This is a genomic window from Sphingomonas morindae (genome assembly GCF_023822065.1).
Lineage (GTDB): Bacteria > Pseudomonadota > Alphaproteobacteria > Sphingomonadales > Sphingomonadaceae > Solisphingomonas > Solisphingomonas morindae.
In genome coordinates this window covers 2,120,886-2,144,244 of sequence record NZ_CP084930.1, presented here as the reverse complement: position 1 = coordinate 2,144,244, position 23,359 = coordinate 2,120,886, and the positions used below count along the sequence as shown (strand labels likewise).

Sequence of the window (23,359 nt, the reverse complement as noted above, 5' to 3'; positions counted from 1 at the left end):
CTTATTCCTGTCCCTCGGCATGCGCCGGTGCGGGGTGGCCGGGGGTGGGCTGGGCGTCGCTGGGCGGATGCGCATGCGCCACCCGCTCCATCACCAGGCCGACATCCTTGCGGATCGGCGCCAGGAAGCTTTCGGGATAGACACCCATCCAGATGGTGGCGAGCACCAGCGGCACGAGGATCGCATATTCGCGCGCGTCCAGGTCCGGCATCGCGGCGGCATCCGCATTCTTCTGCGGGCCGAAGGCGATCCGCCGGTAGAGATACAGCATATAGGCCGCGCTGGTGATGATGCCCGTCACCGCGATCAGCGCCGCCCAGGACGAGGCCCGGTAGGTGCCCATCATCGAGAGGAACTCGCCCGGAAAGTTGGACAGGCCGGGCAGGCCGATGGAGGCCATGGTGAAGAAGAGGAAGATCGTGGCGTAGCCCGGCATGTTGTTGGCGATGCCGCCATAGCGCGCGATCTCGCGGGTATGGAGCCGATCGTAGACGACGCCGACGCACAGGAAGAGCGCGCCCGAGACGAGGCCGTGGCCGAGCATCACCATATAGGCGCCCTCGATCCCCTGGCGGTTCATCGCGAACAGGCCGAAGGTGACGAGCGCCATGTGCGCGACCGACGAATAGGCGATCAGCTTCTTCATGTCGGTCTGCACCAGCGCGACGAGCGAGGTATAGACCGTCGCCACCATCGAGAGCGCCATCACCAGCCAGAAGAAATAGACCGAGGCATCGGGAAACATGGGCAGCGAGAAGCGCAGCATGCCATAGCCGCCCATCTTCAGCATCACGCCCGCCAGGATCACCGAGCCTGCCGTCGGCGCCTCGACGTGCGCGTCGGGCAGCCAGGTATGGACCGGCCACATCGGCATCTTCACCGCGAAGGAGGCGAAGAAGGCGAGCCACAGCCAGCGCTGCACCACCGGATCGAAGTTGAAGGCGAGCAGCGCCGGGATGTTCGTCGTGCCCGCGGTGCGCGCCATGTAGAGCATCGCCACCAGCATCAGCACCGAGCCGAGCAGCGTGTAGAGGAAGAACTTATAGCTGGCGTAGATCCGCCGCGCGCCGCCCCAGATGCCGATGATGAGATACATCGGGATCAGCGTGCCTTCGAACATGATGTAGAAGAGGAACAGATCCTGCACGGCGAACACGCCGACCATCAGCGTTTCCATGAGCAGGAACGCCGCCATATATTCCGGCACGCGCTTGCCGATCGCCTTCCAGCTGGCCAGCACGCAGAGCGGCATCAGGAAGACGGACAGCAGGATGAGCAGCAGCGCGATGCCGTCGATCCCCAGCGCGTAGGAGAAGCGGCCGAACAGATCGGCGCGCTCGGTAAATTGCCAGCGCGGCCCCGCCTGGTCGAAGCCGAGCCACAGCAGAATGCCGAGGCCGAAATCGATCAGCGTGGCGATCAGCGCCACATAGCGCGCCTGGGTGGCGCGCGCCTCGCCCTCGCCCGGCGCGAACACGCACCAGATCGCCGCCAGCAGCGGCACCGCCAGCATGACGGAGAGAATGGGAAATCCGTTCATTATCGTACCGTCATCCCGGCGGAGTGGAGAAGGGCGCCGCTCATCGCGTCACCGCCCAGGTGGCGGCGCCGGCAAGCCCGATCAGCATGACCAGCGCATAGGTATAGACATAGCCGGACTGGACCCGCGCGGTCAGCCGATTGCCCACCACCACCAGCTTGGCGACGCCATCGGGGCCGAAGCGGTCGATCGTGCCTTGGTCGCCCGCCTTCCAGAAGAAGCGGCCGATCGCGAAGGCGGGGCGCACGAACAGCAGGTCGTACAGCTCGTCGAAATACCATTTGTGGAGCAGGAAGGCGTAGAGCCCCCGGAAGGTGCCGGCGAAGCGCTTGGGCACCGTGACGTCGCGGATGTAGGCGAACCAGGCCGTGACGAGGCCGAGCAGCATCACCACCGTGGGCGACAGCTTCACCCAGGCCGGGCTCTCATGCGCGGCATGCTGGAGATGCGCCTTCACCACGATCGCGCCCTGCCAGAAATCGTGCAGATTGCCGAACGGGCCGGCAAAGACGAAGCCCGCGAACACCGCGCCGATCGACAGGAGGATGAGCGGCACCGCCATCGGCCACGGGCTCTCATGCGGATGATAGCCGGCCGTGCCCTGCTCCACCTCGGTCCAGTCGCGCGAATCCGTCGCCGGCTCGCCGCCCGCGCTCTCGTCGGGCGCGTCGTGCGCGGCGACCGCATGGGCGTGCGCGTCATGGCCATGCGCATCGCTGCCATGATCGGCCAGCGCCTGCGCGGTCGCGCCATGAGCGTGCGCGGCATGCGCATGGTCATGGTCGTGATCGTGGCCGTGCGCGTGATCGTGCGCATGGTCATGGCCATGGTCGCCATGGGCGGCGTGCTGGATATGCTCCGACGCGGCCCAGCGCGGCTTGCCGAAGAAGGTGAGGAACATCAGGCGCCACGAATAGAAGCTGGTGAGCAGCGCCGCGATCACGCCGATCGCGAAGGCGAAGCCGCCAGCCTGGGTGCCGCTGGCATAGGCGCTCTCGATGATCGCGTCCTTGGAATAGAAGCCGGCGAAGCCGAACACATCCTCGATGCCGACGCCGGTGATCGCCAGCGTGCCCGCCATCATCGCCCAGAAGGTGAGCGGGATGTGCTTCCGCAGGCCGCCATAGAAGCGCATGTCCTGCTCATGGTGCATGGCGTGGATCACCGAACCCGCGCTGAGGAACAGCAGCGCCTTGAAGAAGGCGTGGGTGAAGAGGTGGAACATCGCCGCGCCATAGGCGCCGACCCCGGCCGAGAAGAACATATAGCCGAGCTGCGAGCAGGTCGAATAGGCGATCACGCGCTTGATGTCGGTCTGCACCGTGCCCACCGTTGCGGCGAAGAAGCAGGTGCAGGCGCCGATGATCGTCACCACGGTCAGCGCGGTCGGGCTCGCCTCGAACATGGGCGAGAGGCGGCACACCATGAACACGCCCGCCGTCACCATGGTGGCGGCGTGGATCAGCGCGGAGACGGGCGTCGGGCCCTCCATCGCGTCGGGCAGCCAGGTGTGGAGGCCGAGCTGCGCCGATTTGCCCATCGCGCCGATGAACAGCAGCAGGCACAGCACCGTCATCGTATCGACGCGATAGCCGAGAAAGCCGATGGTGGAGCCGACCATATGCGGCGCGGCGGCGAGGATCGTCGGGATCGACACCGTGCCGAACACCAGGAAGGTGCCGAAGATGCCCAGCGAAAAGCCGAAATCGCCCACCCGATTGACGACGAAGGCCTTGATCGCGGCCTTGTTGGCGGAGGGCTTATAATACCAGAAGCCGATCAGCAGATAGGAGGCGAGGCCCACGCCTTCCCAGCCGAAGAACATCTGCACCAGGCTGTCCGCCGTCACCAGCATCAGCATGGCGAAGGTGAAGAGCGAGAGATAGGCGAAGAAGCGAGGCTGGTCGGGATCTTCCGCCATATAGCCCCAGCTGTAGAGATGGACGAGCGCGGACACGCTCGTCACCACCACCAGCATCACCGCCGTCAGGCTGTCGACGCGCAGCGCCCAATCGACCTGCAGGTCGCCCGAGCGGATGAAGGTGAGCACCGGCACCACCGTCGCGTGCGAGGCGCCAGTGAGGAAGCCGATGAAGATCGGCCAGGCGAGCGCGCAGGAGACGAGCAGCGACAGCGTCGTCACCAGCTTGGCGGGCACCGCGCCGATGGCGCGATTGCCGAGGCCGGCGACGATCGCGGCGAGGAGCGGCAGAAAGACGAGGAGCTGGATCATGGAAGCGGCTCAGCCCTTCATCCGGTTGATGTCGTCCACCGCGATCGTGCCGCGGCCACGGAAATAGATGACGAGAATGGCGAGCCCGATCGCGGCCTCGCCGGCGGCCACCGTCAGCACGAACATGGCGAAGATCTGCCCGACCAGATCGTGCAGAAAGGCCGAGAAGGCGACGAGGTTGAGATTCACCCCGAGCAGGATCAGCTCGATCGCCATCAGGATGACGATGACGTTCTTCCGGTTGAGGAAGATGCCGAGCACCCCCATCACGAACAGGATCGCCGACACGGCGATATAATGCTGGAGGCCGATCACAGCGTCACTCCCTGGCCGACCGGCGGATTGGTGTTGCGCACCGCATCCTCCGGGCGCCGCATCGTCTGGCGGCTGATATTCTGGTGACGCACGCCGGTGCGGGCGCGCAGCGTCAGCACGATCGCGCCGATCATCGCGACCAGCAGCACCAGGCCGGCCCCTTCGAAGATGAAGAGGTAGCGCGTGTAGAGCAGGATGCCGAGCGCCTGGATGTTCGGCGTCACCGCCGCGTCGGGCGTGGGCGCGACACGCGCGGCCATCTGCACCCCGCCATTGGACCAGGCGCCGGCGGCGATGATGATCTCCGCCAGCAGCACCAGCGCGATCGCCAGACCGAAGGGCAGATAGCGGACGAAACCGGCGCGCAGCTCCGCGAAGTCGATGTCGAGCATCATGACCACGAACAGGAACAGCACCGCGACCGCGCCGACATAGACGATGACGAGCAGCATCGCGATGAATTCGGCGCCGACCAGCAGCATGAGCCCGGCGGCGTTGAAGAACGCCAGGATCAGCCACAGGACCGAGTGGACCGGGTTGCGCGACGTGATGACGAGCGCGGCGGACGCGATCACCACCACGGCGAACAGATAGAAGGCGATGGCCTGGATCACTTTGCGGCTGGCCCCTTGGTTTCGCTACGCGCGATTAACGATAGGGCGCGTCGGCGGCAAGGTTCGCCGCCAGCACCCGTTCCCACTTGTCCCCATTCTCGAGCAGCTTCGCCTTGTCGTAGAGAAGCTCTTCGTGGGTTTCGGTGGCATATTCAAGATTGGGCCCCTCGACGATCGCGTCGACCGGGCAGGCTTCCTGGCAAAAGCCGCAGAAGATGCACTTGGTCATGTCGATGTCGTAGCGCGTGGTGCGGCGCGAGCCGTCGTCGCGCGGCTCGGCCTCGATCGTGATCGCCTGCGCCGGGCACACCGCCTCGCACAGCTTGCACGCGATGCACCGCTCCTCGCCATTGGGATAGCGGCGCAGCGCATGCTCGCCGCGGAAGCGCGGGCTCAGCGGGTTGCGCTCGAACGGATAGTTGAGCGTCGCCTTCGGCTTGAAGAAATATTTCAGGGTCAGCGCGTGCCCCTTCAACAGCTCCCAGAGCGTGAAGGACTTGACGTAATGCGCAACGCTCATCGCGTCAGGCTCCGTGGAAGCGGGTCAGCATCAGCCAACCGGAGACGAGGAACACCCAGAGCAGCGACAGGGGCAGGAAGATCTTCCAGCCCAGCCGCATCAGCTGGTCGTAGCGATACCTGGGAACGGTGGCCTTCACCCAGGCGAAGATGAAGAAGACGACGAGCATCTTGGCGAACAGCCAGAGGATGCCGGGCACGGCGTAGAGCGGCGCCCAATCCACCGGCGGCAGCCACCCGCCCCAGAAGAGCACGCTGTTGAGCGCGCACATCAGGATGACATTGGCATATTCGCCCAGCCAGTAGAGCGCGAAGGCCATGGACGAATATTCGGTCTGATAGCCGGCGACCAGCTCGCTCTCCGCCTCGGTCAGGTCGAAGGGGGTGCGGCTCGTCTCGGCCATGGCCGAAATCAGGAACACCACCGACATCGGCAGCAGCAGCGGGTTGAGCGCGTTGAAGCTGATCACGCCGAGGATCGTGCCCTTCTGCGCCAGCACGATGTCCTGCATGTTGAAGCTGCCGGCCCAGAGCACGACCGAGATCAGCACGAAGCCGATCGACACTTCGTAGGACACCATCTGCGCGGCGGCGCGGATCGCCGAGTAGAAGGGATATTTGGAGTTGGACGCCCAGCCCGCCAGGATCACGCCGTACACACCCAGCGACGAGGCGGCGAGGATGTAGAGCAGGCCGACATTGACATTGGCCAGCACCATCGAGGGGCCGAAGGGGATCACCGCCCAGGCGATCAGCGCCACGGTGAAGGTGATGATCGGCGCGATCAGGAACAGCGTGCGGTTGGCGGCCGCCGGCACGATGGTTTCCTGCAGGAAGACCTTGAGACCATCGGCGAAGCTCTGCAGCAGGCCGAGCGGGCCCACGACATTGGGGCCGCGCCGCAGCGCGAAGGCCGCCCACAGCTTGCGCTCGGCATAGATAGCCATCGCCACCGCCAGCATCACCGGCAGCGCGATCAGCAGACAGCCGATGAGGGTGGCCACGAACCAGGCCAGCTCATAGCCGAGATAGGGGGTCATCGCGTCGGTCATCGACCGGCCTTCCTTGCACTCGGGATCGTCGCTTGCGCCATGGGGCCGCTCACTCCGCCGCTTCCGCGAACTGCGCGCCATGCAGCAGTTCGGCCGAGCAGCGGCGCATCGTCGGCGAGGCGCGCGCGATCGGATTGGTCAGGTAGAAATCCTCGATCGGCCACCGGATCGCGCCGGACACATCGCCGCCCTTGGCGGCGGCGCCCAGCGCGGCGACGGGGGCGATGCCCTCCTCGGCCAGCGTCGGGTGATCGGCGGCGATGCGCTGGCGCAGCTGGGCGAGCGTGTCGAACGGCAGCGGCCGGCCGAGCACGCCGGACAGGGCGCGCAGGATCGTCCAATCCTCGCGCGCATCGCCCACCGGGAAGACGGCGCGCTCGGCGCGCTGCACCCGGCCCTCGAGATTGACCCAGGTGCCCGGCTTTTCCGGATAGGCCGCGCCCGGCAGGATGACATCCGCCGCGCGCGCGCCGCGATCGCCATGCGTGCCGATATAGACGGTGAAGCTCTCCGCGAAGGGGCTCAGATCCGTCTCGTCGACGCCGAGCAGGAAGAGCAGCTTCGGCGCCGCGGCGGCGACGGCGGCAAGCCCGCCCTCGGTGACGAAGCCAAGCTCCAGCGCGCCCACCCGGCCGGCGGCGGTGTGGAGCAGGCCGAAGCCCGCGCCCAGCGCGGCGGCGGTCTGGCGGGCGGCGCCATAGCCGCCCTCGATCGCGCAGGCGCCGGTGCCCACGATCACCACCACGCCCTCGCCGCCAATCTCCTCGGGCAGCGCGCCGAGCGCGTTAATATCCTCGCCGAGCCAGCGCGCGGGATAGGTGAGATCGACCTCGGGGCCAATCGCGAACACCTTGGCGCCCTTCTTCACCGCCTTGCGGATGCGGGTGTTGACGAGCGGCGCCTCCCAGCGCGGATTGGCTCCCACCAGCAGGATGGTGCGCGCCGTCTCGAGGCCGGCGATGCCGGGGTTGAAGCGCCAGTCGGCCGGCGCGGCGACATCGAACATCGCGCCATCCACCCGCGCCTCGTGCAGGGTGGAGCCGAAGCCGGCGAGCAGCTGCTTGAGCGCATAGACGCTCTCGACCTCGGCGAGATCGCCCGCCAGCCCGGCCACGGCATCGCCGCGCAGCCCGGCGGCGGCGGCGGCGATGGCGGCGAACGCCTCCTGCCAGCTCGCCGGCACCAGCTTGCCGTCCTTGCGCACCCAGGGCTTGTCGATCCGGTTGCGGACCAGGCCGTCGACCGCGTGCCGGGTCTTATCCGAGGCCCATTCCTCGTTCACCTCCTCGTTGAGGCGCGGCAGCGCGCGCAGCACCTGGCGTCCGCGCGAATCGAGGCGGATATTGGTGCCCACGGCATCCATCACGTCGATGCCGAAGGTCTTGCTCAACTCCCAGGGCCGCGCCTCATATTGATAGGGCTTGGAGGTCAGCGCGCCGACCGGGCAGAGATCGACGACATTGCCCGACAGCTCGCTCGAGACCGCCCGCTCCAGATAGGAGGTGATCTGCATATTCTCGCCGCGATAGATGGCGCCGATCTCCTCGACCCCGGCCACCTCCTCGGCAAAGCGCACGCAGCGCGTGCACTGAATGCAGCGCGTCATCTGGGTCTTGACGATCGGACCCATATATTTCTCGGTGACGGCGCGCTTATTCTCGTCATAGCGCGAATGGCCGCGGCCATAGGCGACCGACTGATCCTGGAGATCGCACTCGCCGCCCTGATCGCAGATCGGGCAATCGAGCGGATGGTTGATGAGCAGGAACTCCATCACGCCCTCGCGCGCCTTCTTCACCATGGCGCTGTCGGTGCGGACTTCCTGATTGTCGGCCGCGGGCAAGGCGCAGGAGGCCTGCGGCTTGGGCGGCCCCGGCTTCACCTCGACCAGGCACATGCGGCAATTGCCGGCGATCGAAAGCCGCTCATGATAGCAGAAGCGCGGAATCTCCTTGCCGGCGGCCTCGCACGCCTGGAGCACCGTGGCTCCGGCGGGCACCTCGACCTCGATCCCATCGACCTTGAGCTTGGGCATCAGTGCGTCTCTTCGCGAAAACGGGGGGAAGCGGGCGCGGCCATTATTCGGCGGCCGCCGCCAGCGGGGCCGCGCCGGCCTGGCGGGCGGTGATGCGGCGCTCGATCTCGGGGCGGAAGTGGCGGATCAGGCCCTGGATCGGCCAGGCGGCGGCGTCGCCGAGCGCGCAGATCGTGTGGCCCTCCACCTGCCGGGTCACTTCCTCCAGCATGTCGATCTCTTCGATCTCGGCCTGGCCTTCGCGCAGCCGCTCCATCACGCGCCACATCCAGCCGGTGCCTTCGCGGCACGGCGTGCACTGGCCGCAGGATTCATGCTTGTAGAAATAGCTGATCCGGCTGATCGCGCGGACGATGTCGGTGGACTTGTCCATCACGATCACGGCCGCCGTGCCGAGGCCCGACTTCACGTCGCGCAGCCCGTCGAAATCCATCGGCGCGTCCATGATCTGCGACGCGGGCACCAGCGGCACCGAGGAGCCGCCCGGGATCACCGCGAGCAGATTGTCCCAGCCGCCGCGAATGCCGCCGCAATGGCGATCGATCAGCTCGCGGAACGGGATCGACATGGCCTCCTCGACCACGCACGGCTTGTTCACATGGCCGGAGATCTGGAAGAGCTTGGTGCCCTTGTTGTTCTCGCGGCCGAACGAGGCGAACCAGCCGGCGCCGCGGCGCAGGATGGTGGGCGCCACCGCGATCGATTCGACATTGTTGACCGTCGTCGGGCAGCCATAGAGGCCGGCGCCGGCCGGGAAAGGCGGCTTGAGCCGGGGCTGGCCCTTCTTGCCCTCCAGGCTCTCCAGCATCGCGGTTTCCTCGCCGCAGATATAGGCGCCGGCGCCACGATGCAGGAACACGTCGAAATCATAGCCCGAGCCCGACGCATTGCGGCCGATCAGGCCGGCGTCATAGGCCTCGGCGATCGCCGCGTAGAGCGTCTCGGCCTCGCGGATATATTCGCCGCGGATGTAGATATAGGCGGCGCGCGCGCGCATCGCATAGCCGGCGATCAGCGCGCCCTCGATCAGCTTGTGCGGATCGTGACGGATGATCTCGCGATCCTTGCAGCTGCCCGGCTCGGATTCATCGGCGTTGATGACGAGGAAATTGGGACGGCCCGGCTTGGGCTCCTTGGGCATGAAGCCCCATTTGGTGCCGGTCGGGAAGCCGGCGCCGCCGCGCCCGCGCAGCCCCGAGGCCTTGATCTCGTCGATGATCGCGTCCTGCCCGCGCAGCATCAGCGCCTTGGTATTGTCCCAGTCGCCACGCGCCTGCGCCGCCTTCAGCCCCCAGGGCTGGAAGCCGTAGACATTGGTGAAGATGCGGTCCTTGTCTTCTAGCATCACCAGCGATCCCGGTAATCATGATTGGCGTCGACCATCTCGGGCAGCGAGGTGGGGCCGCCCTCCGGGCAGCTCGCCCGGCGCCCGATCTGCGAGCCCGGCGTCACCGCCTCGCCGGCGGCCAGCGCCTCGAGCAGCGCGGTCGTGCTGTCGTAGGTGAGATCCTCGAAATTGTCGTCGTTGATCTGCACCATCGGGGCGTTGGCGCAGGCCCCCAGACATTCCACCTCGGTGAGCGTGAAGAGCCCGTCCGGCGTCGTCCTGCCCTTCACCAGGCCCTTGTTCTTGCACGCGGCAAGCACGTCGTCCGAGCCGCGCAGCATGCACGGCGTCGTGCCGCACACCTGGACATGGTAGCGACCGACCGGGGCTAGATTGTACATGGTGTAGAATGTGGCGACTTCGTAGACGCGCATATAGGGCACGTTCACGAAGGCGGCGACATATTCGATCACCGGCACGGGCAGCCAGCCCTGGGTCTGCGTCTCGGCGCCGACCTGACGCTGGGCGAGATCGAGCAGCGGCAGCACGGCCGATTGCTCGCGCCCCTTGGGATAGCGCGCCAGGATGACGCGCGCCTTCTCGGCGCTGTCCTCGTTCCAGGCGAACCCGCCCCAGCGCGCGCGGACCTCGCCCTCGTCGGGCAGGATGGGAGCGTCGGCCATTAGCGGTCGCACTCCCCGAACACGATGTCGATCGCCGAGAGGATCGCGGTGGTATCGGCGAGCATATGCCCCTTCATCATGAAGTCCATCGCCTGGAGGTGGCTGAACGCGGTCGGCCGCACCTTCACCCGGTAGGGCTTGTTGGTGCCGTCGGACACGACATAGACGCCGAACTCGCCCTTGGGGCTCTCGGTCGCGACATAGACCTCGCCCTCGGGGACGTGGAAGCCCTCGGTGTAGAGCTTGAAATGGTGGATGAGCGCTTCCATCGAGCGCTTCATCTCGCCCCGGCGCGGCGGCGCGGCCTTGCGATCGCTGGTCAGCACCGGGCCGTCCGGCATCTGCGCGATGCACTGCTTGATGATCCGCGCCGACTGGCGGACTTCCTCGACGCGCACCATGAAGCGATCATAGCAATCGCCCTGGGTGCCGACGGGCACATCGAACTCCATGCGATCATACACGTCGTAAGGCTGGGAGCGACGGATATCCCAGGGGATGCCGGCGGCGCGGATCATCGGCCCCGAAAAGCCCCAGGCGATCGCGTCGTCACGGCTCACCGTGCCGATATCGACGTTGCGCTGCTTGAAGATGCGGTTGTCGGCCACGAGGCGGATCGCGTCCTCGAACAGCGGCGACAGGCGGCTGTCCAGCCAGTCGCCGATATCCGTCAGCAGCGCCAGCGGCACGTCCTGGTGGACGCCGCCCGGACGGAAATAATTGGCGTGCATCCGCGCGCCCGAGGCCCGCTCGAAGAAATTATAGGTGTCCTCGCGCGGCTCGAACAGCCAGAGATTGGGCGTCATCGCGCCCACGTCCATGATGTGGCTGCCAAGGTTGAGCAGGTGGTTGGAGATCCGCGTCAGCTCGGCGAAGAGCACGCGCAGATACTGGCCGCGCAGCGGCACCTCCAGCCCCATGAGCTTTTCGATCGCGAGCACGAAGCTGTGCTCCATGCACAGCGGCGAGCAATAGTCGAAACGATCGAAATAGGGGACGTTCTGGAGCCAGGGGCGCCATTCCATCAGCTTTTCGGTGCCACGGTGCAGCAGGCCGACATGCGGATCGACCCGCTCGACGATCTCGCCGTCCAGCTCCAGCACCAGCCGCAGCACGCCGTGCGCGGCCGGGTGCTGCGGCCCGAAATTGAGCGTGTAGTTCTTGATCTCGACCTCGCCCTTGGGGACGGGATCGACCTGGGTATCAAGCTCGGTGAGCTGGTGGAGGGTCGCCATTAGCGCTTCACCTCATCGGCCTTGAGCGGGGTTTGCGCGCCGGGCGCCTGCGGCGCCTTCTCGTCGCCGGGCAGCTGATAGGCCGCGCCTTCCCACGGGCTCAGGAAATCGAAGGTCCGGAAATCCTGCTGGAGCTTGATCGGCTCGTACACGACCCGCTTGGCCTCCTCGGAATAGCGCATCTCGACATAGCCCGTCATCGGGAAGTCCTTGCGCAGCGGATGGCCCTGAAAGCCATAATCGGTGAGGATGCGGCGCAGATCGGGATGATCGTCGAACAGCACGCCGTACATGTCGTACACCTCGCGCTCCAGCCAGTTCGCGACCGGCCACAGGCCCGTCACCGAAGGCACGGGCTGGCTCTCGTCGGTGCGGACATGGACGTGGAGCCGGTGGTTGCGGGTCAGCGAGAGGAGGCAATAGACCACCTCGAAGCGCAGATCGCGGGTCGGATAATCGACCCCGGCAATCTCCATCAGCTGCTGATATTCCAGCCCCGGCGTGTCGCGCAGCCGGCGCAGCGCGTCGACCACGCTCTCGCGGCGGACGAAGAGCTGGATCTCGCCGACCCGCTCGACCGCCTCGATCAGCACGGGCCCGAGCGCGGCGGTGGCCGCCTCGATCACGCCCTGGTTGCTGGCGAATTTGGGGAAGCTTGCCGTCATGCCCTCACCGCTCGATCGTGCCGACGCGGCGGATCTTCCGCTGCAACTGCAGGACGCCATAGAGCAGCGCCTCCGCGGTCGGCGGGCAGCCGGGCACGTAGATATCTACCGGCACGATGCGGTCGCAGCCGCGCACCACCGAGTAGCTGTAATGATAATAGCCGCCGCCATTGGCGCAGGAGCCCATGGAGATGACGTATTTCGGCTCCGACATCTGGTCGTAGACCTTCCGGAGCGCGGGCGCCATCTTGTTGCAGAGCGTGCCGGCGACGATCATCACGTCCGACTGGCGCGGGCTGGCGCGCGGCGCCACGCCGAAGCGCTCGAGATCATAGCGCGGCATGTTGACGTGGATCATCTCCACGGCGCAGCAGGCCAGGCCGAAGGTCATCCACCAGAGCGAGCCCGTGCGCGCCCAGTGGAACAGATCCTCGGTGGAGGTGACAAGAAAGCCCTTGTCCTGCACCTCGGTGTTAAGATCGTCGAAAAAGGCCTGGTCGGGTGCCTTCTGCGCGGTCTCCGGCAGGTACGGCGCCTGCGGGTCGGTGGCGACCTCTACTCCCATTCCAGCGCTCCCTTCTTCCACGCATAGGCAAAGCCGAGCACAAGCTCGCCCAGGAACACCATCATCGACAGCCAGCCGGTCCAGCCGATCTGCTTGAGCGAGACCGCCCAGGGATAGAGGAACGCCGCCTCGAGATCGAAGACGATGAACAGGATCGCCACGAGGTAGAAGCGCACGTCGAACTGCATGCGGCTGTCCTCGAAGGCGGGGAAGCCGCATTCATATTCGGCGAGCTTGTCGGCGTTGGGCTTATAGGCCCCGGTCAGCCGCGCCACGCCCTGGGGCAGGAACACGAAGACGCACGACAGAATCAGCGCCACGCCGAGGAACAGGAGAATCGGGAGATATTGGACGGCGACGGACGCCATGGCTTTCTCCGGGCGGAACACGCGCGAGTGCGCAGCTTAACGGCCGCTTCCTAGGACTGCCGCACCTGCGAAGCAACCCGCCGGGGCCATGAGAATGAATCGCAATTCAGGTCCGGCGCGGCCGCCGCCTTGGGGCGACGGCCGATCGGCCGGGCTCAGCGCAGCGCGGCGGCGACGAGCTTGAGCAGGCTGGGGTGGAGCCCGTCATTGGCGGCGAGCCATTGGCGCCGCTCGGCGAGCTGATCGCCGCCCCGGAAATCCGTGACATAGCCGCCCGCTTCGCGGACCAGCAGCTCGCCCGCCGCGACATCCCACGGCTTCAGATCGGTTTCCCAGAAGCCGTCATAGCGGCCGGCGGCGACCCAGGCGAGATCGAGCGCCGCCGATCCAAACCGGCGGATGCCCGCCACCTCCGGCCCGAGGGTCCGGAAGATGCGCTGCCAGCTGTCAAAATCGCCATGGCCCTTGAACGGGATGCCGGTGGCGACCAGGGCATCGGCCAGCGCCCGCCGGCTGGAGACGCGCAGCCGCCGATCGTGCAGCCAGGCGCCCCGCCCCTTTTCGGCCCAGAAGCTCTCATCGGTGAGCGGCTGGTAGACCAGGCCATGGGTGACGCCCGCGCGCGGATCCTCGACCGCGATCGAGATGGCGAAATGGGGGATGCCGTGCAGGAAGTTGCTGGTGCCGTCGAGCGGGTCGACGATCCAGCGCGGCTTGTCGGGATCGCCCTCGATCGTGCCGCCCTCCTCCATCACGAAGCCCCAATCGGGCCGCGCATGCTTGAGTTCGTCGAAGATCGTGCGCTCGGCCGCCTTGTCGGCCTGCGACACGAAATCGGCCGGCCCCTTGCGCGATACCTGCAAGGCGTCGACCTCGCCGAAATCGCGGCGCAGCTTGGGCGCCGCCTTGCGCGCCGCCTTCTGCATGACGGTGATGAGACCGGAATGGGCTACCATGATCGTCCTTTCCCCCGCGCGCCGGCGGGGGCGATGGGGCGCGGGCCAGGCTAAGGCCGGCCCGCGCCGAGGGTGTGGGGCGCGGCGCTCAATCGGCGCGGCGCACATATTCCTGGCTGTACACATCGACGACGATGCGCGTGCCGCTGCTGATATGTGGCGGCACCATCACGCGCACGCCATTGTCGAGCATCGCCGGCTTGTAGCTGGACGAGGCGGTCTGCCCCTTCACCACCGCATCGGCCTCGACGATCGTCGCCTCGACCTGATCGGGCAGCTGCACCGAGATCGGCCGCTCCTCGTGCAGCTCCATCACCACGTCCATTCCGTCCTGCAGGAAGGCGGCGGCATCGCCGAGCAGGTCGCGCGGCAGGGTGATCTGCTCGTAGCTGTCCTTGTCCATGAAGGTCAGATCCTCGCCATCGGCGAACAGGAACTGAAAATCCTTGGTGTCCAGCCGCACCCGCTCCACCGTCTCGGCCGAGCGGAAGCGGACGTTGTTCTTGCGGCCGTCGATGAGATTCTTCATCTCGACCTGCATATAGGCGCCACCCTTGCCGGGCTGGGTGTGCTGGATCTTCACGGCGCGCCAGATGCCGCCCTCATATTCGATGATATTGCCGGGACGAATGTCCACGCCGCTGATCTTCATGGGAAGTCTCGCCTAAGCTTGAAAGAGCAGGCGCGCGCTTTACCCGCGCGCCCGCGCCGGGGCAAGCTCAGCCGCGCCGCAATATGGGATAGGGGTCCAGCTCCTCGCCCTGCCACCAGGCTTCGCCGGGCGCCATGCGGTGGATCTCGAAATGGAGATGCGGCACCCGCGCATCGGCATCGCCGGTGCTGCCCACCGCCCCCAGCACCTGGCCGGCGCGCACCATCTGGCCCTCGGCCAGCTGCGGCGCATAGCGATCGAGATGGGCATAGTAGTAGACGAGCCCACCATCGGGCGTGCGCTCATAGACGGTCAGCCCACCCAGCGCCGAGGTGTAGAGCTTCTCGATCGTCCCGTCCGCCACCGCCAGCACCGGCGTGCCGCGCGGCGCGGGAATGTCGATGGCGTGATGCGCGCGCGTGCCGCCGTCGCGCGGATCGGACCAGCTCGAGCTGAGCTGCGCGCGCGCGACGCCCTGCACCGGCACCGGCAGCGTCGCCGGCGCCCCGCCCGGCGCGGGCGATCCGGGCGCGGCCGGCGGTGGGGCGACGACGTGCGGGCTGGTGCCGCTCCAGCCCGGCCCCGTCACCCGCACCACGGCCGCGAAGCCGATCAGCAGCAGCAGCAGCAGCCCGGCGATGGCGATGCCGAAGCGGTTCATGCCTTGAAGATCGCCTTGGTGCCGGGCTTCACCATCAGCGCCAGCCGGGCGGCATCCCAATTGGTCATGCGCACGCAGCCATGGCTGGCGGTGCGGCCGATATTCTGCGGCTCGGGCGTGCCATGGATGCCGTAATGCGGCTTGGAGAGATCGAGCCACACCACGCCCACCGGGCCGTTCGGCCCTGGCGGCAGCATGGCCTTGGTCTCGCCCTTCTTCGCATCCCAGAACAGCTTCGGATTGAAGTGGAACTTGGGATTGGTATCGGCCCCGTAGATGGTCCAGGTGCCGAGCGGCAGCGGATCGTGGCTGCTCCCGGTGGTGACCGGGAACTGCGCCACCAGCTTGTCGCCCGCATCATAGACCATCAGCGCCTTGGCCGATTTGCTGACGACGATGTGATCCGCCTGGGGCTGGGTGGAGGCGACGTTGAGCCCGGCCAGCGTCGCCTTCCATTCGGGCTTGGCATCGGCCGGATAGTCGCGCGCGTTGGTGATCACGTCGGGCACGCGGATATGCGTGCCGGCGACGAGCTTGGTGTCGGGCGAGTTGAGCGCGATCAGCGTCGCCGGCGTGGTGTGGTAGCGCTCGGCGAGCATCTCCAGCGCATTCTGATAGCCGAGCGCGGGCAGCTTGGCCTGCGCATCCTCCTTTTTCGGGATCGGCCCGACGAAGGGCCCGGCGACATCGGCCGGGGTGAGCACGATGTCGCGCACCGGCTGCGCCACGCCCGCCTTGCCGAGCGCCTGCGCGGTGGCGGGATCCATCGTGCCCGTCACGGGCAGGCCGGCGGCGGTCTGCAGCCCCTTGATCGCCAGCGTCAGCGTCTGCCCGGTGCGGCCGTCGATCACGCCGGGGCCGAAGCCCAGCCTATCGAGCGCGACCTGGACGAGCATGATCTTGGGATCGACCGGCGGCGTCGTGCTGGCGGCCGGCGCCGGACGCGCGGGCGCCACGGCCGCCTGCGCACCGAGCGACGCGCCGGCAAGCCCGAGCGCGACAATGGGAAACAGCCTCGCGGCCCTGTGCATCATGGTCGTCCTTCCCGCCAATGGGACAAGACAACGCCGCTCAGCGCCGCGCGTATCCCTGCACGCCGCCGGGCAATGCCTGCGAGAGGGCCAGCGCGATCAGCACGACGCCGGCGAGGAGGATATAGGCGCCGAACCCCTCGCCCATCGCCGCCAGCGTGCCGATGAAGCCGAGCGCCGCCGCGCCGACATAGGCGCGCGGCACCTTGATCGGCAGCCGCATCCGCGTGAAGGCGCCGCGTGTGCTGCGCATCCGCCGGCGCGACTGAGCGACGATGGTGGCGGCAAAGGCCAGCGCGCAGGGGATCAGCGCCAGCACGGTGACGATGGTGGCGCGGACAAAGCCCGACGGGCTCGGCCCGTACCGCCAGCGCGCCCAGGCCGCCGCGAGATCGAAGACGATCGCCGCGATCGCGACCAGGCGCGCCAGCCGCCGGATCATGCCAGCAGCGCGGCGAAGGCCGCCACCGCCCGGTCCGGCCCCTGGGGATGCGCCCAGACACCCCCGCTCACCGCGAGGAAATCCGCGCCCGCCTCCACCAGCGGCCGCGCGTTGGCGGGCGTGATGCCGCCGATCGCGACGCAGGGCAGCTCGAACAGGGTCGACCACCAGGACAGGATGGAAAGCTCCGGCCGATGCCGCACCGCCTTGGTCTCGGTCGGGTAGAAGGCGCCGAAGGCGACATAATCCGCCCCCGCCTCGCCCGCTTCCATCGCCAGATGGCGGCTGTCGTGGCAGGTCACGCCGATCTGCACCGAGGGCCCGAGCAGCTGGCGCGCCTCGCGGGCATCGCCGTCGGTCTGGCCGAGATGCACGCCGTCGGCGCCGAGCCTTTTGGCCAGGCTCACCGAATCATTGACGATGAAGGCGACATCGTGGCGCGCGCACAGCGTCTGGAGCGGCGCCGCGAGGCGGGCCAGGCCATGCTCGTCCATATCCTTGATGCGCAGCTGGAAGGCCGCCACCGGCCCGGCATCGAAGGCGCGCGCGAGCTGGTCCGCGAAATCGTCCGGCAGCACCGGCGGCGAGATCAGGTAGAGTTGGCAGGGCGGCCGGCTGTCATCGCGCACGAAGCGCGTGGCGAAGCCCGGGTCGAGCGGCCCCAATGGATCCTCAGCATCGATCATTCCCGGCGGGTTAGCGCGTCGGCGGCGTCGACGCAAAGTGGATCGCGCGGAGCGGGGATCGGGATGCGGCCGGCCGAGCGGCGCGCGCCGCCGCCGGCTTAGCGCGGCACCGCCGGAGCACGGCCGCGCGCCACCAGCGCCGCGACGAACGCCTCGCGATCATCCAGCCGGTGCACGATCACCCGCACCAACCGGCCGCGGCGGCGCAGTGGCGGCTCGATATCGAGCCAGATATTGGGCGCGCCGACCAGCGCGAGATCGAGCAGATCGGGCCGCGCCAGCTGGCCCGGCGACCAGTGCGGCCGCAGCCGCACGCAGGCGAGCGGCAGCGACACCCGCGCCAGCCAGCCGGCATGGAGCACGAGGCGATCCTGGAGCACCAGCACCGGCCGGACCCGGAAGGAGCGGACCAGCCCCAGCGCGCCGACCACCACCGCTGCGTCGAACAGCGCGAGCGGGCGCGCCATCCACGGCCAGAGCAAAGCGGCGGCGCAATGGAGCAGCCCCGCGACGGCGAGGGCGAGACCGAGCAGCAGCGCGAACAGCGGCACCAGCCCGCGATGATAGGCGAAGCGGAGATCGGGCGCCGGCGCGGCGGCGCACCCGTTCGCCCGATCGGTGACCGACCCCATCATCATCTTCGCTGTCCCCCCGGGCAACGGCTTAGCTGCCAACCATCGGGGAACAAGGACAAAGCCCCATATTGGCGGCTTCGGCACGGCGTTGACCGGACGCGGCCGCCCCGCCATCCTGCCAAGGATGATGACCGAGCTTCCCAGCCAGACGATCGCGCACACCATCCAGCTCGCGGTCGGGCCGGTTTTCCTGCTCACCGGGCTGGGGCAGATCCTCAACCTGTTTGCCGGCCGGCTGGCGCGGGTGATCGATCGCTCGCGCGTGGTCGAGCTGCGCATCCCCGAGCTTGGCCCCGGTGAGGAGCGCGATCGCGCCGTGTGGGAGCTGCGGCTGCTCGATCGGCGGATGCGGATCGTCAGCGCCGCGATCACCTTCGGCACGGTCAGCGCGCTGGCGATCGCGCTGGTGGTGGCGGGGCTGTTCATCTCGGGGCTGATCGGCGGCGGCTTCGGCCGCGCCACCGCCCTGCTCTTCGTGCTCGCCACCCTGTCGCTGATGGTGGCGCTGCTGCTGTTCCTGTACGAGATCCATCTCGCCAACCGCTCCACCCGCGTGCGGCACGAATTGCTGGAGCATGAGGCGGGCGATCCGCGAAGCGGATGACGCCGGCTGCGCGCATCCCGGATTTGCCTTTGCCGCCGGGCACGCTATCGGACCCGAAATGGACGTCACCGATCTGCGCATCGCGCTGTTCACCGGCAACTACAATTATGTCCGCGACGGCGCCAACCAGGCGCTGAACCGGCTGGTGGACTATCTGCTGCGCCAGGGCGCGGCGGTGCGCGTCTATTCGCCCAAGGTGAAGAAGCCGGCCTTCGAGCCGATCGGCGATCTCGTGGGCGTGCCGGCCATCCCGCTTCCGGGCCGCGCCGAATATCGCGCGCCGCTGGTGCTCACCCCGGGGGTGAAGAAGGACATCCACGCCTTCGGCGCCAATCTCATCCACGTCGCCAGCCCGGAGCTGCTCGGCCACGCGGCGCTGCGCCACGCGCACAAGAATGCGCTCCCGGCGGTGGCCTCGGTCCATACCCGCTTCGAAACCTATCCGCGCTATTACGGCTTCGCCTTTCTCGAGCCGATGGTGGAGGCCGCGCTGCGGCGCTTCTACCGTCGCTGCGACGCCATCTTCGCCCCCTCCGACAGCATGGCGCAGCTGCTGCGCGACCAGCGGATGAATTTCGACGTGGGCATCTGGTCGCGCGGGGTCGAGCGCGACGTGTTCACGCCCGAGGCGCGCGATCTCGGCTGGCGCCGCGCGCTCGGCATCCAGGATGACGAGGTGGCGATCGGCTTTGTCGGCCGGCTGGTGATGGAGAAGGGGCTCGATGTCTTCGCCGACACGATCGACGGGCTGGCGCGGCGCGGCGTGCGCGCGCGCGCGCTCATCGTCGGCGATGGCCCGGCGCGGGACTGGTTCGAGAAGCGCCTGCCCGACGATGCCGTGTTCGCCGGCTTCCAGCGCGGCGCCGATCTCGGCCGCGCCACCGCCTCGATGGACGTGATGCTCAACCCCTCCGTCACCGAGACCTTCGGCAATGTGACGCTGGAGGCGATGGCGTGCGGCGTCCCGGTGGTGGCGGCCGACGCCACGGGCAGCCGCAGCCTGGTCGTGCCCGGCCTGACCGGGCAGCTGATCCGCCCCGGCGCCGTCCATTATTTCGTCGACGCGGTGGAGCATTATTGCCGCGACGCGGACGCCCGCACCCGCGCCGGCGCGGCCGGCCGCGCGGAAAGCCGCGCCTATGAATGGGACACGGTGAACCAGGCGATGGTGGACGGCTATCTCCGCATCATCCGCCAGCGCGCGCGCGGCAGCCGTGGCGCGCCCGGCCTGGGCGGCGTGCCCTGGGCCGGCGGCCAGGTACCGCCCGCGCGCTGAGCGGCGCGCGCGTCAGGTCCAGTCGAACGAGAGCGGCGCCTCGCGAAAGGCGAAGCGATCGAGATGCGCGGCCACCACGCGCTGCATCTGCGCGAGCCGCTCGCCATCGGGCGCGGTGATCCGGACGCGGAGCGCCTCCGGCTCGGCCAGGAACTCGGCGCGGGTGGCGGGGTCGAACGGCACCAGGCCGCGCGCGTCCTCCAGTTCCACGGCGAATTTGTGCGCCCAATGCTTGCAGAGCTGCTGGAGATAGCGCGCGCCGAGCTTGGTCGGCACGCAGGCCTCGCTGCTGGCGGGGCCGGCGATGTCCACGCCGCTCACAGCCGCTCGATCCGCCGCGCGACCTCGTCGATCAGCGCGACGGCCTCGTGCAGTGTCTCGGCGGGCACCGCCTCGCGCCCCAGGCGATGCCGCAGCACCGCCTTGAGATTGTGCATGGCGCGCCGCACCGCCGCGACATCGGGCCGTTCGCGCGCGGCGCCGAGCGCGTCCAGCCGCGCCATCAGGGCCGCGACCTCCTCCGCCTTCTCGACCAGCAGCCGCTCGCCCGCCTCGGTCGCGGCGTAGATCTTGCGCGCGCCCTCGGCCGGGGCCTCGGCGATCAGCTCCATCTCGGCGAGCAGGGTGAGCGTGGGATAGACGACGCCGGCGCTGGGCGCATAGGCGCCGCCCGTGCGCTCCTCGATCGCGCGGATCAGATCATAGCCATGGCGCGGCGCGTCCGCGATCAGCCGCAGCAGGATCAGCCGCAGCCCGGCGCCATCGAACTGCCGGCGCCGGCCGCCGCGCGGTTCCGCCTCATCGAACCCGGCAAAGCCGAAGCCGAAGCCGCCGCGCCCGAAGCCGGCGGCGGCGAAGCCGTGGCCGAAGCGGTGGCCGAAACGGTGGCGGTGCGGGTGCGCGTGACGGTGCATCGATCCAAGATCGTGCCGGGAGGGAAAGCCCTCCATATCCTCGGTCCACATGTGCAAAAGCTCCTTCTAAGACGACTCACGATATATCTTGAGGCATCGTGATGTGCAAGAGGTACGGCGCCCCTCTTTGCCAAGCCCCGCCCCGCCGCCATATGCGGGACATGGACCTTTTCTCCTCCGATCCCGTCTCCGCGCCGCCGCCGCCGCCCTCGGGCGCGCCGCTGGCCGAGCGGCTGCGGCCGCGCACGCTGGCCGAGGTGGTGGGCCAGGCGCATCTCACCGGGGCGGACGGCGCGATCGGGCGGATGGTGGCGGCGGGGCGGCTCTCCTCCATGATCCTCTGGGGGCCGCCGGGCACGGGCAAGACCACCATCGCGCGGCTGCTCGCCGCCGCCGTGGGGCTGCGCTTCGTCGCCATCTCGGCGGTCTTCTCGGGCGTCGCCGATCTGAAGAAGGTGTTCGCCGAAGCCCGCGACCATAGCCGCACCGGCACGCGCACGCTGCTCTTCGTGGACGAGATCCACCGCTTCAACCGGGCGCAGCAGGATGGCTTCCTGCCCTATGTCGAGGATGGCACCGTCATCTTGGTTGGCGCGACCACCGAGAACCCCTCGTTCGAGCTAAACGCCGCGCTGCTCAGCCGCGCCCAGGTGCTCATCCTCAACCGGCTCGACGGCGCCGCGCTGGGCGATCTGCTCGCCCGCGCCGAGGCGCTGCTGGGGACGACGCTGCCGCTGACCGAGGCGGCGCGCGCCGCGCTGATCGCCTCGGCGGATGGCGATGGCCGCTTCCTGCTCAACCAGGCCGAGACGCTGGTCTCGATCGCGCCGCCCGCGCCGCTCGATCCGGCCGGGCTGGCGGCGTTGCTCCACCGCCGCGTCGCCGTCTACGACAAGGATCGCGAGGGCCATTACAACCTCATCTCGGCGCTGCATAAATCGGTGCGCGGATCGGATCCGCAGGCGGCGCTCTACTATCTCGCGCGGATGCTGGTGGCGGGCGAGCAGCCGCTCTATCTGGCGCGCCGGCTGGTGCGGATGGCGATCGAGGATATCGGGCTGGCCGATCCCCAGGCGCTCGCCCACTGCCTGGCGGCGAAAGACGCCTATGATTTTCTGGGCTCGCCCGAAGGCGAGCTGGCGCTGGCGCAGGCCTGCCTCTATCTCGCCACCGCGCCCAAATCCAATGCCGGCTATGTGGCCTATAAGGCGGCGCGGCGCACCGCCGAGCAGACGGGCTCGCTGATGCCGCCCAAGACGATCCTGAACGCGCCGACCAAGCTGATGAAGCAGATCGGCTATGGCCAGGATTACGCCTATGACCATGACGCGCCCGATGCCTTTTCGGGCGACGATTACTGGCCCGAGGAGATGACGCCGCAAAGCTTCTACACGCCCTCGCCGCGCGGTTTCGAGGCCAAGATCGCGGAGCGGCTGGCCTATTGGGAGCGGCTGCGGCGCGACCGGCGCGGGTGAGGCGCTTCGCGCGCTTCGCCTGTATCGACTGGTCGGGCGCGGCGGTCGCGCGCCCGCCGGGCCTCGCGCTCGCCTGGTGCGCGGCGGGCACCGAGGCGCCCGCCCTGGTCGATCCGCCCGGCGGGTGGAGCCGGCCCGCGCTGGCGGACTGGCTGCTCGACCATGCCGCGCGCGGCAGCGACCTGCTGATCGGCGTGGACTTTTCCGCCTCGCTGCCGTTCGCGGACGCCGGCGCCTTCTTCCCCGGCTGGGACGGGAGCCCCGCCGACGCTCGCGCGCTCTGGGCGCTGATCGACGCGCGCGCCGCCGACGCCCCCGGGCTGGGCCTGGGCGATGTGCTCGCGGACCCTGCGATCGCGCCCTACTTCCGGCGCCCCGGCGGCCTGCGGGGCGCGCGCTTCGGCGCGGCCGGCGGCGGGCGGCTGCGCGTGACCGAAGCCGCCTGCCGCGCCGCCGGCCTGGGCCCGGCGCAGAGCAGCTTCGTGCTGGTCGGGCCGGCGCAGGTCGGCAAATCGGCGCTGACGGGGATGCGGCTGCTGCACCGCCTGGCGGGGCGGCTGCCGGTCTGGCCGTTCGATCCCGTGCCCGCGCGCGGGCCGCTGCTGGTGGAAATCTATACCGGGCTCGCCGCGCGCGCCGCCGGACGGCGCGGCGCGACCAAGCTGCGCGATCCGGCGCATCTCGCCGCCGCCCTCGCCCATCTGCAGAGCCGGCCGGGCGCCCCGGACGCGCGCCATGACGAGCATCGCGCCGATGCCGTGCTGGGCGCCGCCTGGCTACGCCGCGCCGCCGGGCAGCCGGCGCTCTGGCACCCGCCCGCGCTGACGCCGCGACTCGCCGCGCGCGAAGGCTGGACCTTCGGCGTGCCATGACGCA

The 23,359-nt window shown here is 68.6% G+C and carries 25 protein-coding genes and 1 pseudogene; 4 read left to right on the top strand and 22 right to left on the bottom strand.

Annotation, left to right across the window (positions count from 1 at the left end):
• Window position 1: 1 nt before the first annotated feature.
• From LHA26_RS10520 to LHA26_RS10425, 20 genes and pseudogenes are all read right to left on the bottom strand, one after another.
• Window positions 2–1,540 carry an NADH-quinone oxidoreductase subunit M gene (locus tag LHA26_RS10520; RefSeq protein WP_252165574.1) on the bottom strand — a complete coding sequence of 513 codons (1,539 nt, stop codon included), beginning with the start codon at window positions 1,538–1,540 and terminating at the stop codon, window positions 2–4.
• Between the two features lie 40 nt (window positions 1,541–1,580).
• Window positions 1,581–3,773 carry an NADH-quinone oxidoreductase subunit L gene (gene nuoL / locus LHA26_RS10515; protein WP_252165573.1) on the bottom strand — a complete coding sequence of 731 codons (2,193 nt, stop codon included), beginning with the start codon at window positions 3,771–3,773 and terminating at the stop codon, window positions 1,581–1,583.
• 9 nt (window positions 3,774–3,782) lie between these two features.
• The gene (nuoK, locus tag LHA26_RS10510) at window positions 3,783–4,088 is read right to left on the bottom strand and encodes an NADH-quinone oxidoreductase subunit NuoK (RefSeq protein WP_252165572.1); all 306 of its coding nucleotides are present in this window, start codon (window positions 4,086–4,088) and stop codon (window positions 3,783–3,785) included.
• Window positions 4,085–4,702 (bottom strand): NADH-quinone oxidoreductase subunit J, encoded by a 618-nt coding sequence (locus tag LHA26_RS10505; RefSeq protein WP_252165571.1) that lies wholly within the window; start codon window positions 4,700–4,702, stop codon window positions 4,085–4,087. The genes nuoK and LHA26_RS10505 overlap by 4 nt, the downstream gene beginning before the upstream one ends.
• Before the next feature lie 34 nt (window positions 4,703–4,736).
• Window positions 4,737–5,222: an NADH-quinone oxidoreductase subunit NuoI gene (gene nuoI, locus LHA26_RS10500; protein ID WP_252165570.1), complete on the bottom strand. Its 486-nt coding sequence runs from the start codon at window positions 5,220–5,222 to the stop codon at window positions 4,737–4,739.
• 4 nt (window positions 5,223–5,226) lie between these two features.
• Complete coding sequence (gene nuoH, locus LHA26_RS10495) at window positions 5,227–6,273, bottom strand: NADH-quinone oxidoreductase subunit NuoH (RefSeq protein ID WP_252165569.1); 1,047 nt, start codon at window positions 6,271–6,273, stop codon at window positions 5,227–5,229.
• A gap of 49 nt (window positions 6,274–6,322) precedes the next feature.
• Complete coding sequence (nuoG, locus tag LHA26_RS10490) at window positions 6,323–8,308, bottom strand: NADH-quinone oxidoreductase subunit NuoG (protein WP_252165568.1); 1,986 nt, start codon at window positions 8,306–8,308, stop codon at window positions 6,323–6,325.
• Window positions 8,309–8,351: 43 nt separating this feature from the next.
• A complete protein-coding gene (gene nuoF / locus LHA26_RS10485; RefSeq protein ID WP_252165567.1) occupies window positions 8,352–9,653 on the bottom strand; it encodes an NADH-quinone oxidoreductase subunit NuoF in 1,302 nt (433 codons plus the stop codon).
• On the bottom strand, window positions 9,653–10,318 hold the full coding sequence (locus LHA26_RS10480; RefSeq protein ID WP_252165566.1) for a complex I 24 kDa subunit family protein: 666 nt from the start codon (window positions 10,316–10,318) through the stop codon (window positions 9,653–9,655). Before LHA26_RS10480 ends, nuoF begins: the two co-directional genes overlap by 1 nt.
• Entirely contained in the window at window positions 10,318–11,553 is a 1,236-nt protein-coding gene (locus tag LHA26_RS10475) for an NADH-quinone oxidoreductase subunit D (protein WP_252165565.1), read from the bottom strand. The genes LHA26_RS10480 and LHA26_RS10475 overlap by 1 nt, the downstream gene beginning before the upstream one ends.
• Window positions 11,554–11,561: 8 nt before the next feature.
• Window positions 11,562–12,218 (bottom strand): annotated as a pseudogene (locus tag LHA26_RS10470) (NADH-quinone oxidoreductase subunit C); the annotation flags it as partial.
• 4 nt (window positions 12,219–12,222) lie between these two features.
• Entirely contained in the window at window positions 12,223–12,783 is a 561-nt protein-coding gene (locus tag LHA26_RS10465; protein ID WP_252165564.1) for a NuoB/complex I 20 kDa subunit family protein, read from the bottom strand.
• The gene (locus LHA26_RS10460) at window positions 12,774–13,151 is read right to left on the bottom strand and encodes an NADH-quinone oxidoreductase subunit A (RefSeq protein ID WP_252165563.1); all 378 of its coding nucleotides are present in this window, start codon (window positions 13,149–13,151) and stop codon (window positions 12,774–12,776) included. The genes LHA26_RS10465 and LHA26_RS10460 overlap by 10 nt, the downstream gene beginning before the upstream one ends.
• Window positions 13,152–13,306: 155 nt before the next feature.
• Entirely contained in the window at window positions 13,307–14,107 is an 801-nt protein-coding gene (locus tag LHA26_RS10455) for an inositol monophosphatase family protein (protein ID WP_252165562.1), read from the bottom strand.
• 88 nt (window positions 14,108–14,195) lie between these two features.
• On the bottom strand, window positions 14,196–14,759 hold the full coding sequence (efp, locus tag LHA26_RS10450; protein WP_252165561.1) for an elongation factor P: 564 nt from the start codon (window positions 14,757–14,759) through the stop codon (window positions 14,196–14,198).
• A gap of 67 nt (window positions 14,760–14,826) precedes the next feature.
• Entirely contained in the window at window positions 14,827–15,420 is a 594-nt protein-coding gene (locus LHA26_RS10445) for a M23 family metallopeptidase (protein WP_252165560.1), read from the bottom strand.
• Window positions 15,417–16,454 (bottom strand): L,D-transpeptidase family protein, encoded by a 1,038-nt coding sequence (locus tag LHA26_RS10440; RefSeq protein ID WP_437441204.1) that lies wholly within the window; start codon window positions 16,452–16,454, stop codon window positions 15,417–15,419. The genes LHA26_RS10445 and LHA26_RS10440 overlap by 4 nt, the downstream gene beginning before the upstream one ends.
• 37 nt (window positions 16,455–16,491) lie before the next feature.
• Window positions 16,492–16,893 carry a hypothetical protein gene (locus tag LHA26_RS10435; RefSeq protein ID WP_252165559.1) on the bottom strand — a complete coding sequence of 134 codons (402 nt, stop codon included), beginning with the start codon at window positions 16,891–16,893 and terminating at the stop codon, window positions 16,492–16,494.
• Window positions 16,890–17,579 (bottom strand): thiamine phosphate synthase, encoded by a 690-nt coding sequence (gene thiE / locus LHA26_RS10430; RefSeq protein WP_252165558.1) that lies wholly within the window; start codon window positions 17,577–17,579, stop codon window positions 16,890–16,892. The genes LHA26_RS10435 and thiE overlap by 4 nt, the downstream gene beginning before the upstream one ends.
• A gap of 98 nt (window positions 17,580–17,677) precedes the next feature.
• Entirely contained in the window at window positions 17,678–18,217 is a 540-nt protein-coding gene (locus LHA26_RS10425; protein ID WP_252165557.1) for a hypothetical protein, read from the bottom strand.
• 124 nt (window positions 18,218–18,341) lie between these two features.
• On the opposite strand from LHA26_RS10425, the gene LHA26_RS10420 reads away from it, so the two are divergent.
• Together LHA26_RS10420 and LHA26_RS10415 are read left to right on the top strand one after the other, a co-directional pair.
• The gene (locus tag LHA26_RS10420; RefSeq protein WP_252165556.1) at window positions 18,342–18,818 is read left to right on the top strand and encodes a DUF2721 domain-containing protein; all 477 of its coding nucleotides are present in this window, start codon (window positions 18,342–18,344) and stop codon (window positions 18,816–18,818) included.
• Window positions 18,819–18,876: 58 nt separating this feature from the next.
• A complete protein-coding gene (locus tag LHA26_RS10415; protein WP_252165555.1) occupies window positions 18,877–20,094 on the top strand; it encodes a glycosyltransferase family 4 protein in 1,218 nt (405 codons plus the stop codon).
• A 12-nt stretch (window positions 20,095–20,106) separates the two neighbouring features.
• On the opposite strand, the gene LHA26_RS10410 is transcribed toward LHA26_RS10415, so the two are convergent.
• Entirely contained in the window at window positions 20,107–20,415 is a 309-nt protein-coding gene (locus tag LHA26_RS10410; RefSeq protein WP_252165554.1) for a DUF2218 domain-containing protein, read from the bottom strand.
• Window positions 20,412–21,008, bottom strand: a complete 597-nt coding sequence (locus LHA26_RS10405; RefSeq protein WP_437441255.1) for a PadR family transcriptional regulator — start codon at window positions 21,006–21,008, stop codon at window positions 20,412–20,414. The genes LHA26_RS10410 and LHA26_RS10405 overlap by 4 nt, the downstream gene beginning before the upstream one ends.
• Window positions 21,009–21,169: 161 nt before the next feature.
• On the opposite strand from LHA26_RS10405, the gene LHA26_RS10400 reads away from it, so the two are divergent.
• Together LHA26_RS10400 and LHA26_RS10395 are read left to right on the top strand one after the other, a co-directional pair.
• Window positions 21,170–22,483: a replication-associated recombination protein A gene (locus tag LHA26_RS10400; RefSeq protein ID WP_252165552.1), complete on the top strand. Its 1,314-nt coding sequence runs from the start codon at window positions 21,170–21,172 to the stop codon at window positions 22,481–22,483.
• On the top strand, window positions 22,480–23,355 hold the full coding sequence (locus LHA26_RS10395; protein ID WP_252165551.1) for a hypothetical protein: 876 nt from the start codon (window positions 22,480–22,482) through the stop codon (window positions 23,353–23,355). Before LHA26_RS10400 ends, LHA26_RS10395 begins: the two co-directional genes overlap by 4 nt.
• Window positions 23,356–23,359 lie beyond the last annotated feature (4 nt).